Source organism: Streptomyces parvulus, from assembly GCF_014648855.1.
GTDB classification, from domain to species: Bacteria; Actinomycetota; Actinomycetes; order Streptomycetales; family Streptomycetaceae; genus Streptomyces; species Streptomyces parvulus.
In genome coordinates, this window is record NZ_BMRX01000030.1 from 1 (window position 1) to 18,930 (window position 18,930).

At 76.1% G+C, this 18,930-nt stretch carries 3 protein-coding genes; all 3 read left to right on the top strand.

The features are described 5' to 3' along the window. Nucleotides 1-8,781: type I polyketide synthase (locus IE108_RS34115; protein ID WP_189397834.1), on the top strand; the 8,781-nt coding region annotated here is incomplete at its 5' end. A 33-nt stretch (nt 8,782-8,814) separates the two neighbouring features. Then, complete coding sequence (locus tag IE108_RS35285) at nt 8,815-13,452, top strand: type I polyketide synthase (protein ID WP_064732234.1); 4,638 nt, start codon at nt 8,815-8,817, stop codon at nt 13,450-13,452. A gap of 38 nt (nt 13,453-13,490) precedes the next feature. Further along, nucleotides 13,491-18,923 carry an SDR family NAD(P)-dependent oxidoreductase gene (locus tag IE108_RS34125; RefSeq protein WP_064732235.1) on the top strand — a complete coding sequence of 1,811 codons (5,433 nt, stop codon included), beginning with the start codon at nt 13,491-13,493 and terminating at the stop codon, nt 18,921-18,923. The last annotated feature ends 7 nt before the right edge of the window (nt 18,924-18,930 follow it).

Here is an 18,930-nt window from a genome sequence, read left to right on the forward strand (position 1 = left end):
CACTCCGCACACGTGGAGCGCATCGAAGCCGAACTCCACGCCGTACTCGCCCCGATCACCCCGCGTCGCGCACGCATCCCGTTCTACTCCACGGTCGACGCCGCCCCCGCGGACACCACGACCCTCGACACGGGCTACTGGTACCGCAACCTCCGCCACACGGTCCGCTTCGAGGAGACCGTCCGGCTGCTGACCTCGAAGGGCTTCGCGACGTTCGTCGAGTCCAGCGCGCACCCGGTGCTGACGATGGGTGTGCAGGAGACGGCAGACGTGACGGCCGTGGGCTCCCTGCGCCGTGACGAGGGCGGGCTGGCCCGTTTCCTGACCTCGGCGGCCGAACTGTTCGTGCACGGCACGTCCGTCGACTGGGCGCCCCTCTTCGAGGGCACCGGCGCCCATCAGGTCGACCTGCCCACCTACCCCTTCCAGCACCAGCACTACTGGCTCGACACCGGCGCGCCGGAGACCGACTCGCTCACCTACCGCGTCCAGTGGAAGGCTCTCGGCGCCGACGAGACCCGCGCCCGACTGTCCGGCCGATGGCTGCTGGTCCTGCCCGAGGGGCCGGCCGCATCCGACGCCGCCGACCTCGCCCGGCAGCACCTGGCCGACCGGGGAGCGGTCGTGGAACCGTTCGCCCTCAGCGCGGCCGACGCCGACCGGTCGCTGCTGCGCGCCCGGCTCGCCGAGGCCGCCGGCCGTCCCGGCGCCGAGCCGCTGACCGGCATCGTGTCCCTGCTGGCGCTGGCGCAGGGGGAGCACCCCGACCACCCGGCCGTCCCGCTCGGCCTCGCCGCCACCCTCATCCTCGCCCAGGCCGCGGCCGACGCCGGCACCGGAGCCCGGCTCTGGGCCGTCACCGAGGGCGCGGTGACCGTGACCGCCACGGAGGTGCCGTCCCCCGCACAGGCGCAGATCTGGGGCCTGGGAAGGGTGGCCGCCCTCGAACTGCCCACCCTGTGGGGCGGCTTGGCCGACCTGCCCGCCGGCGGCGCGGCCGACGCCCGCTCCTGGCAGCAGCTGGCCGGCCTCCTGGCCGCGCCCGGCAACGACGACCAAGTGGCCGTCCGCGGCTCCGGCGTCTTCGGCCGCCGCCTGGTCCAGGCCCCGCTCGCCCCGGCCGACGGCACGCGGCAGACTCACGGCACCGCCCTCGTCGTCGGCGACATCGCCGGCGTCGCGGCACCGCTGGCCCGCCGCCTGCTCGCGTCCGGCACCGAGCACGTCGTGCTCGCCGGCGTCACCGGCGACGTGGCGGACGAACTCGCCGACGAGGCCGACCGCACGACCGTCGCGCCCTGCGACATCGCCGACGACGCGGCGCTCGCCGAACTCCTCACCCGGCACGCCCCCTCGGCCGTCTACGTGGCGCCTCCCGCCGCTCCGCCGACCACCCTCACCGAGACCACCATGGAGGGCTTCGCCACCGCCGTCCTCGCCAAGACGGACCTGCCCACCCGGGTGGACGCGCTCCTCGCCGGCACCGAACTCGACGCCTTCGTGGTGTTCTCCTCCGTCGCCGGTGTCTGGGGCGGCGCCGGCCAGGGCGGCTACGCGGCCGGCACCGCGTACCTGGACGCGTTCGCGCAGACCCGGCGCGGTGCGGGCCTGGCCGCCACCTCGGTGGCCTGGACCCCTTGGCGCAACACCTCCGGCGTCTCCGCCGGACACCTCGCGCGCACCGGACTGAGCCTCCTCGCCCCCGAGCGCGCCCTCGACGCCCTCGACGCCGTCCTCGGCCGCGACGCCACCGGCATCGCCGTCGCCGACGTCGACTGGAGCCGCTTCGAACCCGCCTACACCGCCGCCCGGCCCTGCGCGCTCCTCGACGAGCTGCCCGCGGTGCGGCGGGCGCGCCAGGAGGAGCGGGCCACCGCGTCCGAGCGCGAGGACGACACGAGCGGACTCGCGGCCCTGCTGCACGGCAAGTCCGACCGGGAGCAGGAGCGGGAACTGCTGCGCCTGGTGCGTACCCACGTCGCCGCGGCCCTCGGCCACTCCGACGCCGACGGCATCGCCCCCGACCGGGCCTTCAGGGCGCTGGGCTTCAACTCCGTCACCGCCGTCGAGCTGCGCAACCGGCTGCGCGAGGCGACCGGCCTGACCCTGGCCGCCTCCCTGATCTTCGACCACCCGAACCCCGCCGCGGTCGCCCGCCACCTGCGGGAACTGGCCACCGGCGCGGGCACCGACCAGTCCGCCGCCGCGCCCTTCGCCCTCGCGCCCACCGCCGGCGACGCCGAACCCATCGCCATCGTCGGCATGGCCTGCCGCTTCCCCGGCGGCGTCGGCACCCCCGGCGAGCTGTGGCAGCTCGTCCTCAACGGCGGCGACGCCGTCACACCCTTCCCCACCAACCGCGGCTGGGACCTCGACGGCCTCTACGACCCCGACCCGGAGGCCAAGGGCCGCACCTACGTCCGCGAGGGTGGCTTCCTGCCCGAAGCACCCGACTTCGACCCGGAGTTCTTCGGCATCTCGCCCCGCGAGGCCCTCGCCATGGACCCCCAGCAGCGCCTGATGCTGGAAACCTCCTGGGAGGCCTTCGAACGCGCCGGACTCGACCCCGCCCACCTGCGCGGCAGCCGTACCGGCGTGTTCATCGGCACCAACGGCCAGCACTACATGCCGCTGCTCCAGAACGGCGACGAGGACTTCGACGGCTACCTCGGCACCGGCAACTCCGCCAGCGTCATGTCCGGCCGCCTCTCCTACGTCTTCGGGCTGGAGGGCCCGGCCGTCACCGTCGACACCGCCTGCTCGGCGTCCCTGGTCGCCCTGCACCTGGCCGTGCAGTCGCTGCGCCGCGGCGAGTGCGGCATGGCCCTCGTCGGCGGCGCCACCGTCATGTCCACACCGGAGATGCTGGTCGAGTTCTCCCGCCAGCGCGTCATGTCCCCCACGGGCCGGTCCCGGGCCTTCGCCGCCGGCGCCGACGGCGTCGCCCTCGGCGAGGGAGCCGGCACCCTGCTCGTGGAGCGGCTCTCCGACGCCGTCCGCGCCGGGCACCCCGTCCTCGCCGTCATCCGCGGCTCCGCCGTCAACCAGGACGGCGCCAGCAACGGCCTCACCGCGCCCAACGGCCCCTCCCAGGAACGCGTCATCCGCCAGTCGCTCGCCGACGCGGGCCTGCGGCCGCGGGACGTCGACGCCGTCGAGGCGCACGGCACCGGCACCGAACTCGGCGACCCCATCGAGGCCCAGGCCCTGCTCGCCACCTACGGCGCCGAGCGCCCCGGCGACGAACCGCTGTGGCTGGGCTCCGTGAAGTCCAACCTCGGCCACACCCAGGCCGCCGCCGGAGTCGCCGGCGTCATCAAGATGGTGCTGGCCCTGCGCGGCGGCGTGCTGCCGCGCACCCTGCACGTCGACGAGCCCAGCCCCCGCGTCGACTGGTCCGCGGGCGCCGTCTCCCTCCTCACCGACGACGTCCCCTGGCCCGAGCGGGACACCCCGCGCCGGGCCGCCGTCTCCGCCTTCGGCATCAGCGGCACCAACGCCCACGTCATCCTCGAGGAAGCCCCCAGGTCCGAGGCCCGGCCCGAAGCCGAGGGACCCGGCCAGGACGACACCGACTGGTGGTCGGAGGTCACCGTCCCGCTGCTGTTCTCCGCCCGCAACGAGTCCGCCCTGCGCGCCCAGGCGGCCCGGCTGCGCGCCGGACTGATCGAGCACCCCGACACCCACCCCGCCGACGCCGGCTACACCCTGATGACCGGCCGGTCCCGCTTCGAGCACCGGGCCGCCGTCATCGGCGAGAGCCGCGAGGAACTCCTCGACGCCCTCAACTGCCTCGCCCAGGACCGCCCGCACCCCGTCGTGCTGCGCGGCACCGCGGGACCCGGCGACCGGATCGCCTTCGTCTTCCCCGGCCAGGGCTCCCAGTGGGCCGCGATGGCCGAAGGACTGCTGGAACGCTCCGCCGCGTTCCGCGCGAGTGTGCGCGAGTGCGACGAGGCGCTGCGCGCCCACCTCGACTGGTCCGTACTGGACGTCCTGCGCCAGGTGCCCGGCGCGCCCTCCACGTCCCGCGTCGACGTGGTCCAGCCGGTGCTCTTCACCATGATGGTGTCGCTGGCCGCCACCTGGCGCTCCCTGGGCGTGCACCCCGCGGCCGTCGTCGGCCACTCCCAGGGCGAGATCGCCGCGGCCTACGTCGCCGGCGGCATCTCCCTCGACGACGCCGCCCGCATCGTGGCCCTGCGCAGCCGGGCCTGGCTGACGCTGGCCGGCCAGGGCGGCATGATCGCCGTCTCCCTGTCCGCCGGCGACCTGCGGGCCCGCCTCGCCCGGTTCGGCGACCGGCTCTCGGTGGCCGCCGTCAACAGCCCCAACACCGCCGCCGTCGCCGGTGAACCCGGCGCGCTGAAGGAACTCCTCGACGAACTCGCCGCCGACGGCGTCCACGCCCGGCCCATCCCCGGCGTCGACACCGCCGGGCACTCCGCACAGGTCGACGCGCTCAAGGACCACCTGATGGAGGTCCTCGCCCCCGTCGCACCCCGCACCGGCGACATCCCGTTCTACTCCACCGTCACCGGCGGCCTGCTGGACACGGCGGAGCTGGACTGCGGGTACTGGTACCGCAACATGCGCGACCCGGTCGAGTTCGAGGCCGCCACCCGCGCCCTCGTCGCCGACGGCCACGAGGTCTTCCTGGAGCCCAGCCCGCACCCCATGCTGGCCGCCTCCCTCCAGGAGACGGTCGCCGACCGCGGTGCCCGCGCCTCCGTCCTCGGCACCCTGCGCCGGGAGAAGGGCGGCGCCCGCTGGTTCGCGGCGGCCCTCGGCACGGCCCACGTCAGCGGCGTCGAGATCGACGCCGACGCCCTCTTCGGCACCGGATCCCGCCGCGTCGAACTGCCCACCTACCCCTTCCAGCGCGAACGGTACTGGTACAGCGCGCCGGCCCGGCGCGGCGACCTGTCCGCCGTGGGCCTGCGCGAGGCGGCACACCCGCTGCTCGGCACCGGCGTCGAACTCCCCGAGTCGGGGTCCGTGGTCTACACGGCCCGGCTGGGCGCCGACACCCAGCCCTGGCTGGCGGACCACGCCCTGCTGGGCACCGCCCTGCTGCCCGGCGCCGCCCTGGTGGACCTCGCCGGCTGGGCCGGCCGGCAGTCCGGCTGCGACCGGACCGACGAACTGATCCTCCAGGCCCCCGTCGCGCTGCCCGACACCGGAGCCCTCGAACTGCGGCTGCTCGTCGCCGCCGCCGGCGAGGACGGGCGGCGCACCCTGACCGTCCACTCCCGCGAGGCCGGAGCCGAACCCGGCACCCCCTGGACCAGGCACGCCGAGGCCGTCGTCTCCCCCGCACCCGCCACCGCCCCCCTCTCCGCCGGCCCCGCCCCGTGGCCGCCGGCCGCCGCCACACCCGTACGGCAGGACGAACCGGACGCCTTCTACGCGGACTTCGCCGCCCGCGGCTACGACTACGGGCCGGCCTTCCGCGGCTTCAGGGCGGGCTGGACGCAGGGCGACACGGTGCACGCCGACGTGCACCTGCCCGAACAGGCCACCGGCACCGGCTACGGCCTCCACCCCGCGCTGCTCGACGCGGCGCTCCAGGCGATGAGCCTCGGCCGGTTCTTCCCCGAGGACGGCCAGACCCGCATGCCGTTCGCGGTGCGCGGCGTCACCCTGCACACCGAGGGCGCCGCGCGGCTGCGCGTCAGCATCCGCCCCGCCGGGGACGAGGCCGTCACCCTGCACGCCACCGACGACGCGGGCCGCCCCGTCCTCGACATCGACGAACTGCTGGTGCGCACCGTCTCCGACGAACAGCTCGCCGCCGCATCGGCCGGCCCGGCCGGCCGGCACGGCTCGCTGTACGAGGTCGACTGGCCGGCGCTGCCCGTCCCCGCCGCGCTGCCGGTGCGCCGCCTGGCGGTCGTCGGCGAGGACCACGCCAAGGTGCTCGCCGCGATGGAGGCCGCCGGCACCGACGGCGACTGGTACCCCGACCTGGCCGCGCTGATCGCCGCCACGGAGGCCGGCCCCGCCCCCGACACCGTCGTCATCTCCTTCCCGCAGCACCCCTTCCCCGACGCGCGGGCCGCGCACGCCACCGCCCACCGGGCCCTCGACCTCGCCCAGAGCTGGCTGGCGGCGGGCGACCGGCTGGCCCGCACCACCCTCGCCCTGATCACCCGCTCGGCCGTCGCCACCGGCGCCGACGAGCAGGTCGGCGACCCGGTCGCGGCCACCGTGTGGGGCCTGATCCGCTCCGCGCAGTCCGAGGAGCCCGGTCGCTTCGTCCTCCTGGACGTCGACCGCCCCGACACCCTCAAGGGCACCACCCTGGCCGCCGCCCTCGCCTGCGGCGAGACCCAGGCCGCCGTCCGCGGCGGCGCCGTCCGCGTCCCGCGGCTCGTCCGGGCCGGCGACGCCACCGCCCGCGGCGACCTGCTCCTCCCCCCGGCCGACAGCACCGCCTGGCGGCTGGCCACCACCGGCACCGGCACCCTGGAGGGACTGCGCCTGACCGACGCGCCCGACACCCTCGCGGCCCTGGAGCCCGGACAGGTGCGCATCGCCGTCCGCGCCGCCGGCGTCAACTTCCGCGACACCCTCATCGCGCTCGGCATGTACCCCGGGAAGGCCGTCATGGGCGCCGAGGGCGCCGGCATCGTCACCGAGACCGGCCCCGGCGTCACCCACCTCGCCCCCGGCGACCGCGTCCTCGGCATGTGGACCGGCGGCTTCGGCCCCTACGCCGTCGCCGACGCCCGCATGGTCGCCCCCGTCCCCGAGGGCTGGAGCTACGCCGAGGCAGCCTCGGTGCCGGCCGTGTTCCTCACCGCCCACTACGCCCTCACCCGCCTGGCCGGGGCCCGGCCGGGCCAGTCCCTGCTGGTCCACGCCGCCGCCGGCGGTGTCGGCATGGCGGCCCTGCAACTCGCCCGCCACCTGGGCCTGACCGTGTACGCCACCGCGAGCACCGGCAAGTGGGACACCCTGCGCCGCCTCGGCCTGACCGACGACGCCATCGCCAACTCGCGCACCACCGAGTTCGGCGACACGTTCCTCGCCGCGACCGGCGGCCGGGGCGTCGACATCGTCCTCAACTCCCTCGCCGGAGAGTTCGTCGACGCCTCCCTCAGGCTGCTGCCGCAAGGCGGGCACTTCCTCGAACTGGGCAAGGCCGACGTCCGCGACCCGGAACACCTCGCCGAGACCCACCCGGGCACCGTCTACCAGGCCTTCGACCTCGTCCAGGCCGGCCCCGACACCGTCGGCGAGATGCTCGGCGAACTCCTCGACCTGTTCGCACGGGGCGTCCTGAACCCGCTGCCGCTGACCACCTACGAGGTGAGCGGCGCCCGCGAGGCCTTCCGCACCCTCAGCCAGGCCCGGCACACCGGCAAACTGGTCCTGACGATGCCGCCGTCCTTCGGGCCGTACGGCACCGTCCTGGTCACCGGCGGCACCGGCACCCTCGGCAGCGCCGTGGCCCGCCACCTCGTCACCGAGCACGGCGTGCGCCACCTCGTCCTCGCCGGCCGCAAGGGCCCCGACGCCGAGGGCGCCCCCGAACTCGCCGCCGAACTGACCAGGCTGGGCGCCGAGGTCACCCTCAGGGCCTGCGACGCGGGCGACCGGGAGCAGCTCGCGGCGCTCCTCGCGGACATCCCCGGCGACCGGCCGCTGACCGGCGTCGTGCACACCGCCGGCGTCCTCGCCGACGGCACCGTGCCCGCGCTCACCCACGACGACCTCGAAACCGTCCTGCGCCCCAAGGTCGACGCCGTGCTCAACCTGCACGAACTCACCCGTGACCTCGACCTCACCGGATTCGTCATGTACTCGTCCTCGTCGGCCCTGTTCGGCAGTCCGGGCCAGGGCGGCTACGCGGCCGCCAACGCCTTCCTCGACGCCTTCGCCGGATACCGGCGCTCCCTGGGGCTGCCCGCCGTGTCCCTCGCCTGGGGACTGTGGGCCGGCGACAGCCGGATGGCCGGCCACCTCGACCAGAGCGGCATGCACCGCAGGCTCGCCCGGGGCGGCGTGCTGCCCCTCACCGACGCCGAGGGACTGTCCCTGTTCGACGCCGCCCAGGCCGCCGACAGCCCCCTCCAGGTGCCCATCCGCCTCAACCACGCGGCCGTACGCGCCGCCGGCCCCGTGCCCGCCTTCCTCAGCACGCTCGTCCGGGGCGGCACCGCCGACACCGCCCGGTCCACGTCGCAGGACGGCCCGGCCGCCACCGACACGCTGACCGCCCGCCTGTCCGGACTCTCCGCCCAGGAGCAGGAGGAACTGCTCCTCGACACCGTCCGCGCGCACGCCGCGGCCGTCCTCGGACACGGCGGCCCCGAGGGCATCGCCGCCGACCGCGCCTTCAAGGAGACCGGCTTCGACTCCCTCACCGCGGTCGAGATGCGCAACCGGCTGGCCGCCGCCACCGCGCTGCGCCTGCCCGCCACCCTCGTCTTCGACCACCCGACGCCCCTCGCGCTCGCCGCGCACCTGCGGGCCGAACTGGCCCCCGACGAGGCCGGGACCCCCCTGCCCGCCGACGCCGACGGCAGTTCCGTCATGACGGAACTCGACCGGCTGGAAGCCCTCTTCGGGGCCCTCGCCGGACAGGCCGCCGACGGCACCGCCCCGGACTCCTCCACACACCAGGAGATCGCCGGCCGCCTCACCGCCCTCGCCGGACTGTGGCAGGGCATCGGCGGCACCCGCGGCACGCCCGCGACGGAGGACACGACGGCCGACTCCCTCCGGGACGCCGACGACGACGAGATCTTCGCATTCATCGACGAGCGGTACTGAGCCGCGACCACGTGACGGGGTGAACAGACAGACATGGCGAACGAAGACAAGCTCCGCGACTACCTGAAGCGGGCCACCACCGAACTGCACCGCACCAGCGAACGCCTCAGGGAACTGGAGGCGCGGGCCCACGAGCCCGTCGCCATCGTCGGCATGGCCTGCCGCCTGCCCGGCGGCGCCGCCTCACCCGAGGCCCTGTGGGAGCTGGTGTCCACCGGCACCGACGCCGTCTCCCCGCTGCCGGGCGACCGCGGCTGGGACACCGCGGGCCTGTACGACCCGGACCCGGACGCGGCCGGCCGCACCTACTGCCGCGAGGGCGGCTTCCTGCCCGACGCGGGCGCCTTCGACCCCGCGTTCTTCGGCATCTCGCCCCGCGAGGCCCTCGCCATGGACCCCCAGCAGCGCCTGATGCTGGAGACCTCCTGGGAGGCCCTGGAGCGCGCCGGCATCGACCCGCGCACCCTGCGCGGCTCCCGCACCGGCGTGTTCGTCGGGGCCTGGGACGGCGGCTACACCTCCGCCGTCCACGAGCCCTCCGCCGAGCTGGAGGGCGACCTGCTCACCGGAGGCGTCGTCAGCTTCACCTCCGGCCGCATCTCCTACACCCTGGGCCTCGAAGGCCCGTCCGTGACCGTGGACACGGCCTGCTCCTCCTCCCTGGTCGCCCTGCACCAGGCGGTCCGCGCACTGCGTGCCGGGGAGTGCGACCTCGCGCTCACCGGCGGTGTCACCGTCATGTCCACCCCCGCCGTGTTCGTCCAGTTCTCGCGGCAGCGCGGCCTGGCGGCCGACGGCCGGTGCAAGGCGTTCGCCGACGCGGCCGACGGCTTCGGACCCGGCGAGGGCGCCGGCATGCTGCTCGTGGAACGGCTGTCCGACGCCGTACGCCGGGGCCACCGCGTCCTGGCGGTCCTGCGGGGCTCCGCCGTCAACCAGGACGGCGCCAGCAACGGCCTCACCGCCCCCAGCGGCGCCGCCCAGCAGCGCGTGATCCGCCAGGCCCTCACCGACGCCGGGCTCACCGCCGCCGACGTCGACGCCGTGGAGGCGCACGGCACCGGCACCCGCCTCGGCGACCCGATCGAGGCGCACGCCCTCATGGACACCTACGGCCGCGCCCGCACCGCCGGACGACCGCTGTGGCTGGGCTCGCTGAAGTCCAACATCGGCCACACGCAGGCCGCCGCGGGCGTCGCGGGCGTCATCAAGACCGTGATGGCGCTGCGCACCGGCGTCCTGCCGAAGACACTGCACGTCGACGCCCCGTCGGCGGAGATCAACTGGTCCGAGGGGGGTGTGGAGCTGCTGACGGAGACCCGCGACTGGCCCGCGGCGGACCGACCGCGCCGGGCCGGGGTGTCCTCGTTCGGCGTGAGCGGCACGAACGCGCACGTGATTCTGGAGCAGGCACCCGCCGTGGAGCCCGACGAGGACCCGGCGCCGACACGGGGACTGCCCGTGATCCCGCTGGTGGTGAGCGCCAAGTCCCGGACCGCGCTGGCCGACCAGTCGGAGCGCGTACGGCGACTGCTGGCGCCGGCCGGTGAACTGCGGCCCCTCGACGTGGCCTTCAGCCTCGCCACCGGACGCTCGGCCCTCGAACACCGCTCGGTGACGCTGGACCACATCACGGTGGAGGGCGTCGCCTCGGACTCGTCCGGCCGGACGGTGCTGATGTTCCCGGGTCAGGGGACGCAGTGGGCGGGGATGGGCCGTGAACTCCTCGATTCGTCGCCGGTGTTCGCGGCGCGGTTGGGGGAGTGCGCGTCGGCGTTGGCGCCGTTCGTGGACTTCGATCCGGTCGAGGTACTGCGGTCGGGGGCTGCTCTGGAGCGGGTGGAGGTGATCCAGCCGGTCACCTGGGCGGTCATGGTCTCGCTGGCCGAGCTGTGGCGCTCGGTGGGTGTCGTGCCGGATGCGGTGGTCGGTCACTCGCAGGGTGAGATCGCCGCGGCGGCCGTCAGTGGTGCGTTGTCGCTGGAGGACGCCGCACGGGTGGTGGCGCTTCGGGCTCAGGTCATCGGCCGGGAGCTGGCCGGCCTGGGCGGTATGGCCTCGGTGTCCCTTCCGCGCGCGGACGTCGAAGCTCGGCTCGTGGGTTGGGAGGGGCGTCTGGATGTCGCCGCGGTCAACGGGCCGTCGAGCACCGTGGTCGCCGGGGATGCCGACGCCATCGTGGAGTTCGTCGCCGCCTGCCGCGGGGAGAAGATCCGGGCCCGTCAGGTCCCCGTGGACTACGCCTCGCACTCGGCCCATGTGGAGCGCATCGAAGCCGAACTCCTCGACGTACTGGCCCCGATCACGCCGCTTGCCTCACACATCCCGTTCTACTCGACGGTCGACGCGGCGCTGACCGACACCACGACCCTCGACGCGGGCTACTGGTACCGCAACCTCCGGCACACCGTCCGCTTCGAGGAGACCGTGCGTCTGCTGACCTCGAAGGGCTTCGGGACGTTCGTCGAGTCCAGCGCGCACCCGGTCCTGACGATGGGTGTGCAGGAGACGGCAGACGTGACGGCCGTCGGCTCCCTGCGCCGCGACGAAGGCGGGCTGGCCCGTTTCCTGACCTCGGCGGCCGAACTGTTCGTGCACGGCACGTCCGTGGACTGGGCGTCCCTCTTCGAGGGCACGGGTGCTCAGCGGGTCGACCTGCCTACCTACCCCTTCCAGCGCCGGCACTACTGGCTCGAACCCGGCACACGGTCCCAGAGTGCCCGGCCCGCCGCCGGTACCGACGCCTGGCGCTACCGGGTGTCGTGGCAGGGGCTGGCCGGAGACACGAGCGGCGCGCTCGGCGGGCGTTGGCTGGTCGTGGTGCCGGAGGGCGTGGAGAGTGCCGGGGCCGAGGCAGCGCTGGCCGGTGCCGGTGCGCGGGTCGAGCGGCTGGTGGTGGACGCGGGGAACGTCGAGCGGGGGGAGCTGGCCGCGCGGCTGGCGGCCCACGGCGACCTCACCGGCATCCTGTCCCTCCTCGGCATCGACGAGCACACCCACCCGCGCGACCCCGGACTGCCGCTCGCCGTGGCCGGGACCACCGCCCTCGCACAGGCCGCCGCCGACTGCGGTACCGGAGCGCGGCTGTGGGCCCTCACCCAGGGTGCCGTCGCCGTCTCGCCCGCCGAACAGCCGGCCCCCGCGGGCGCCCAGGTCTGGGGGCTGGGACGGGGCATCGCGCTGGAGCACCCCCGGCTGTGGGGCGGACTCGTGGACCTGCCCGACGAGCCCGACGCGCGCGCCTGGCAGCGCGTCGTCGCCGCGCTGACCGGCCGCGACGACGAGGACCAGATCGCCGTACGGGCCTCCGGGACGTACGGCCGCCGGCTCGTGGCGGACGCGACCGCGCCCGTCCGACGCCACTACACCCCGCGCGGCACCGTGCTGGTCACCGGCGGCACCGGCGCCCTCGGCGGGCACGTGGCCCGCTGGCTGGCCGGCGCCGGCGCCGAGCACCTGGTCCTCACCGGCCGGCGCGGCCCCGACGCCCCCGGCGCCTCCGAACTCGCCGCCGAACTCCGCGCGCTGGGTGCCGAGGTGACGGTCGCCGCCTGCGACGTGGCCGACCGGGACGCGCTCGCCGCACTGCTGGACCGGCACCCGCCCACCGCCGTCTTCCACACCGCCGGCGTGCCGCACTCGGAGGCGTTCCTCGACACCGGCCTCGACTCGCTGCGCGACGTGTACGCGGGGAAGGTGACGGGTGCACTGCACCTGGACGAGCTGACGCGCTCGCTGGAGCTGGACGCGTTCGTGCTGTACGCGTCGGGAGCCGGCGTGTGGGGCAGCGGGGGACAGAGTGCCTACGGTGCGGCGAACGCGGCGCTGGACGCGCTCGCCGAGCGGCGCCGCGCCCGGGGGCTCGCCGCCACGTCCGTCGCCTGGGGACTGTGGGGCGGCGGCGGCATGGGCGACGGGGCCGGCGAGGAGTTCCTCGGCAGCAGGGGCCTGCGCACCATGGACCCGGCGTCGGCCGTACGGGCCCTCGGCGACGCCCTGGACCGCGACGACGTCTGCGTGGCCCTCGCCGACCTGGACTGGACGCTGTTCGCGCGGGCGTACTGCGCACTGCGCCCGAGCCCGCTCATCGGCGCCCTGCCGGGCGTGCGCGAGGCGCTGGGAGGACAGGACGACACCGGACGCGAGCAGGACGGCCTCGACTGGGCGGCGCGACTGGCCGACGTGGACCCCGCCGAGCGGTACGAGAGGGTACTGGCGCAGGTGTGCGGCGGCGTCGCCGCGGTGCTCGGCCACACCGGGCCCGAGGAGGTGGACCCCGACCAGGCGTTCAGCGTCCTCGGGTTCAGCTCGCTGACCGCGAGCGAGTTCGCCGCGCGCCTCGGCCGGGCCACCGGGCGCAAACTGCCCCCGACCCTCGTCTTCGACCACCCGACGGCCTCCGCGCTGGCCGAACACCTCGTCGGCCTGCTCGTGCCGGACGAGGTGCCGGTCTTCGCCACGGACCCCGAGGAGGCCGGCGTCCGGGCCGCCCTCGCCACGGTCCCGCTGCCCGTACTCCGCGAGGCGGGGCTGCTGGACGCGCTGCTCGCACTGGCGTCGCCCGAGCGATTCTCAGGCGCCGCCCGATTCACTGAGCCGGACGGCGGTGCCGACATCGACGCGCTGGACGACGAGGCATTGATCGAACTGGCGCTGCGCGACGCCGCCTGAACCGCAGCCACGTCCGCCGAGAGAGGTGACCCTCACCGATGGCCATGTCCTCCGAGAAGCTGATGGAGGCGCTGCGGACCTCACTGAAGGAGACGGAGCGGCTCCGCCGGCGCAACCGGGAACTGACCGAGGCAGCGCACGAGCCGATCGCCGTGGTCGGCATGGCCTGCCGGTACCCGGGGGGCGTGGACTCACCCGAGGCACTGTGGCGGCTGGTCGAGACGGGGACGGACGCCGTCGGACCGTTCCCGCGGGACCGCGGCTGGGACCTGGCCGCCCTGTACGACCCGGACCCCGAGTCGCAGGGGACGACGTACTGCGCCGAGGGCGGGTTCCTCTCCGGCGCGGCCGACTTCGACGCCGCGTTCTTCGGCATCTCGCCGCGCGAGGCGGTCGTCATGGACCCCCAGCAGCGGCAGCTCCTGGAGACCACCTGGGAGGCACTGGAACGCACCGGCCTGGACCCGCGCACCCTGCGCGGGTCCGGCACCGGCGTGTACGTCGGCGCCGCCCACGGCGAGTACGCCACCGACCCCGCCCGGATCCCGGCCGGTTCGGAGGGCTATCTGCTCACCGGCAGCGCGGACGCCGTGCTGTCCGGGCGCGTCAGCTACGTCCTGGGTCTCGAAGGCCCGGCGATGACCGTCGAGACGGCCTGCTCCTCCTCCCTGGTCGCCGTGCACCTGGCCGTCGCCGCCCTGCGGCGCGACGAGTGCGCCCTGGCGCTCGCGGGCGGCGTGGCGGTGATGCCGGACGCGGCGGCCTTCGTGGAGTTCTCCCGGCAGAAGGGGCTGGCCCCCGACGGCCGGTGCAAGGCCTTCTCGGCCGACGCGGACGGCACCGGTTGGGCCGAGGGCGTCGGCGTCCTGGTGCTGGAGAGGCTCTCCGACGCGGTGCGCGCCGGACGGACCGTGCACGCCGTCATCCGCGGCACCGCCGTCAACCAGGACGGAGCCAGCAACGGACTGACCGCCCCCAACGGCCCCTCCCAGCAGCGGGTGATCCGGCGTGCGCTGGCCGACGCGGGGCTCGAACCGCACGACGTCGACGCCGTCGAGGCGCACGGCACGGGCACCCGGCTGGGCGACCCCATCGAGGCCCAGGCACTGCTCGACGTCTACGGACCCGGCCGGCCGGAGCGGCACCCGCTGTGGCTCGGCTCGCTGAAGTCCAACATCGGCCACGCGCAGGCGGCCGCGGGGGTCGGCGGCATCATCAAGACGGTCGAGGCGCTGCGCCACGGCCGGCTGCCGCGCACCCTGCACGCCGGCACGCCCACCCCGCACGTGGACTGGTCGGCCGGCCGGGTGCGCCTGCTGACCGAGCCCGTGCCCTGGCCCGCCGACACCGACCGGCCCCGCCGTGCGGGCGTCTCCGCCTTCGGCGTCGGCGGCACCAACGCCCACGTCGTCCTGGAGGAACCGCCCGCCCCGTCACCGGCCGCACCGACCGCCACCGACCCGGCTCCCACCGGCTCCGCCGCCCTGGTCCCCTGGTTCGTGTCCGGGCGCTCCCCCAAGGCCCTGCGGGCCCAGGCGGCCGTCCTGCGCGAGTACCTCGCCGCCGCACCCGGCACCGACCCCGGCGACCTCGGGCGCGCCCTCGCCGCCACCCGGTCCGCCTTCGAGCACCGTGCCGTGATCCTCGGCGAGACGTCCGAGCGGCTGACCGCCGGTCTCGACGCGCTCGCCGCCGGCGAGGAACATCCCACCCTCGCCCAGGGCGTGTTCCGCCGCGACGCGAAGACCGCGTTCCTCTTCACCGGGCAGGGTAGCCAGCGGTTGCGCATGGGCCGCGAACTGCACGCCGCGCACCCCGTGTTCGCGGAGGCGTTCGACGCCGTGGCCGCCCTCCTCGACCCCCGGCTGGACCGGCCGCTGGCCGCCCTCCTCGACGACGACGAGGCCCTGCACCGCACCCAGAACGCCCAGGCCGCGCTCTTCGCCCTGGAGACCGCCCTCTTCCGGCTCCTGGAGGACTGGGGGATGCGGCCCGACGTCCTGCTCGGCCACTCCGTGGGCGGCATCGCCGCCGCCCACGCCGCGGGCGTCCTGGACCTCGACGACGCCTGCGCCCTGGTCGCGGCCCGCGGCCGGCTGATGCAAGCCCTCCCGGCGGGCGGCGCGATGCTCTCCGTACGCGCCGCCGAGGACGAGGTCCGCGCCCTGCTCGACGGCGACCCGCTGCTGGACGTGGCCGCGGTCAACGGGCCTCGCTCCGTGGTCGTCTCCGGCGCCGCCGCCTCCGTCGAGCGGATCGGCGCCGCGCTGCGCGCCCTCGGCCACAAGACCAAGCCGCTGACCGTCAGCCACGCCTTCCACTCCCCGCTGATGGAACCGATGCTGGACGAGTTCCGCGCGCTGGCGGACCGCCTCACCTACCGGGCCCCCCGCATCCCCGTGGTCTCCGACGTCACCGGCCGCCGCGCCACCGGCGACGACCTGCGCACCGGCGCCTACTGGGCCCGGCACGTGCGCGGCACGGTCCGCTTCGCCGACGCCGTGCGCACCGCCCGGGACCTCGGCGCCGCCACCTTCGTGGAACTCGGCCCGGACGCCGTGCTGTGCGGTGCGGCCGAGGAGACCCTCGCCGACGGCGCGGCCCCGGGCACGGTGCCCCTGCTGCGCCGAGGACACGAGGAGACGGCCACCCTGCTGCGGGGCGTCGCCACCGCCCACACCCGGGGCGCCTCCCTGGACCGCGCCCGTCTCCTCCCGGACCGGCCGGGTCCCGCGCTCACGCTGCCGGTGTACGCCTGGCAGCACCGCCGCTACTGGATCGAACCCACCCCGCGGACCCCGGACCGGGTCACCGGCCCCCGCCGCTACCGCGTCACCTGGCGCCCCGTACCGCCCGGCCCCATCGCACCGGCGGGGACCTGGCTGCTGGTCGAACCCCGCGCCGGGTCCGCCGCCGCCGACGAGGCGGCGCGCGCCCTGACCGCGCGGGGCGCCGCCGTCCACCGCCTCGCCGCCGACCCGGCCACCGCCGACCGCCGCGCACTCGCCGCCGCCCTGCGCGACGCGCACACCGGCCCGGCGGCCGGCCTCCTCGCCGGCGTACTCTCCCTGCTCGCCGTGGACGAATCCGCGTCCCCCACCGACTCGGTGACCGACCCGGTGCCCGCCGCCGTACGGGCCACCCTGGCCCTCACCCAGGCCCTCGCCGACAGCGCCGTACCAGCCCGGCTGTGGTGCGTCACCCGGGCGGCCGTGGCCGTCACGCCCACCGAAACCCCAGGTGTCGCGGGCGCCGCCCTGTGGGGCCTCGGCCGCACCGCCGCCCTCGAACTGCCCGCCCTCTGGGGCGGCCTGGCCGACCTGCCCGCGCGGCCCGGCCCCGCCGACTGGGACCGGCTCGCCACCGTCCTCACCGGCGACGAGGACCAGGTCGCCGTACGCGCCGACGGGCTCCACGGCCGCCGGCTCACCCCCGCGCCCCGGCCCGCCCCGACCACGCCGTACCGGCCGCGCGGCACCGTACTGATCACCGGGGGCACCGGTGCCCTCGGCGGCCGGCTCGCGCTCCGGCTCGCCCGCGAGGGCGCCGGCCACCTGCTGCTGGTGGGCCGTCGCGGACGCGGCGCGCCCGGCGCCGACGCCCTGGAGGCCGAACTCCTCGCACTGGGCGCCAAGGTGACCTTCGCCGCCTGCGACGTCGGGGACCGCGACGCGCTCGCCGCCGTGCTCGCCGCCGTCCCCGCCGACGCCCCGCTGAGCGCCGTGTTCCACGCGGCGGGCGTTCCCCAGCTCGCCCCGCTCACCGAGAGCGGCCCGGACCTCGTCCGCGACGTGTACGCGGGGAAGGTGGCGGGCGCGCTGCACCTGGACGAACTGACGCGCACGCTGGAGCTGGACGCGTTCGTGCTGTACGCGTCGGGAGCCGGCGTGTGGGGCAGCGCCGGGCAGAGTGCCTACGGTGCGGCGAACGCGGCACTGGACGCGCTCGCCGAGCGGCGTCGCGCCCGGGGGCCGGCCGCCACGTCCGTCGCCTGGGGGCTCTGGGGCGGCGGCGGCATGGGCGACCTCGGGGACGGCGCGGGCGCCGCGCACCTGCGGCGCCACGGAGTGCGTCCCATGGACCCCGACGACGCGCTCACCGAACTCCTGCGCGCCGTCGGCGCGAGCGAGACGGCCGTCACCGTCACGGACACCGACTGGCCCCGCTTCGCCGCCGGCTTCACCGGCTACCGCTCCAGCCCCCTCATCGCCGAACTGACCGGCGCGACCGGCCCCGACGCCGCGAACGGCGAAGACCCGGACCGCGAAGACCCGGACCGCGACGGCCACGAGACGCCCCGGACCGCCCCGCGCGACCTGCGCCGCGAACTCGCCGGCCGTGATCCGGCCGCCCGCACCACCGCCGTCCGCACCCTGGTGTGCGCCGAGGCCGCCGCCGTTCTGGGCCTCGACGGCGCCGACGAGGTGTCCACCGACACGACGTTCACCCACAGCGGCTTCGACTCCCTCGCCGTCACCCGCCTCAGGCGCCGGCTGTCCGCCGCCACCGGGACCGTCCTGGCGCCGGAGACCTTCCTGGAGCACGACACCCCCGAGGCGCTCACCGCCCACCTGCTGGACCTTCTGGGCCGCGAGGAGCCCGACCCCCGGCGCGCCACCGGCTCGGGCGGCGACGGCACCCTGGTCGCCCTCTACCGCGCCGCGCTGGACGCCGGCCGGGTCGGCGACGCCGTGGACGCCCTGTCGGGCGTGGCCGCGCTGCGCCCGGTGTTCACCACCGAGACCCGGCGCCCGACCCGCCCCGTCCGGCTCGCGGACGGGCCCGAGGGCTCCGGCGGCGGGCCGCTGCTCGTCGCGCTGGCCGGCACCGCCGCCGTCTCCGGCCCGGCGGAGTTCACCGCCCTCGCCGCCGCGCTGGCCGGGCGGCGCACCGTACTCGCCCTGCCCCAGCCGGGGTTCAGGACCGGCGAGCCGCTGCCGCGGTCGCTGGCGGCCCTGTGCGCGGCACACGCCGACGCGCTCTCCGAGCACACCGGGGGCAGGCCCTACGTCCTGGTCGGCCACTCGGCCGGCGCCAACCTGGCCCACGCCCTCACAGACCATCTGGAGCGCGCCGGCGGCACCGCGCCGGCCGGCCTCGTCCTCGCCGACGTCTACACACCCGCCGACCCCGGAGCGATGGGCGTCTGGCGGGACGTCATGCTGCGCTGGGCCGGCGAACGCGCGGTCGTGCCCCTCGACGACACCCGGCTCACCGCCATGGGCGCCTACCACCGGCTGCTCCAGGACTGGAGGCCGTCGCCCACCCGCGCCCCCGTGCTCCACCTCCGGGCCGGCCTGCCGATGGCCCCCTGGACCGACCCGGACCGGGACTGGTGCTCGGTGTGGGACGGCGCCCACACCACCGCCGACATCCCCGGCAACCACTTCACGATGATGACCGAGCACGCCCCGGACACGGCCCGAGCGATCGACGCGTGGACCGGAGCGCTGCCCGGCGGCGACAGATGAGGAGCCG

Coding starts and splice junctions, on each gene's coding strand:
- IE108_RS35285 (WP_064732234.1), top strand. CDS start 8,815: ATGGCGAACGAAGACAAGCTCCGCGACTACCTGAAGCGGGCCACCACC.
- IE108_RS34125 (WP_064732235.1), top strand. CDS start 13,491: ATGGCCATGTCCTCCGAGAAGCTGATGGAGGCGCTGCGGACCTCACTG.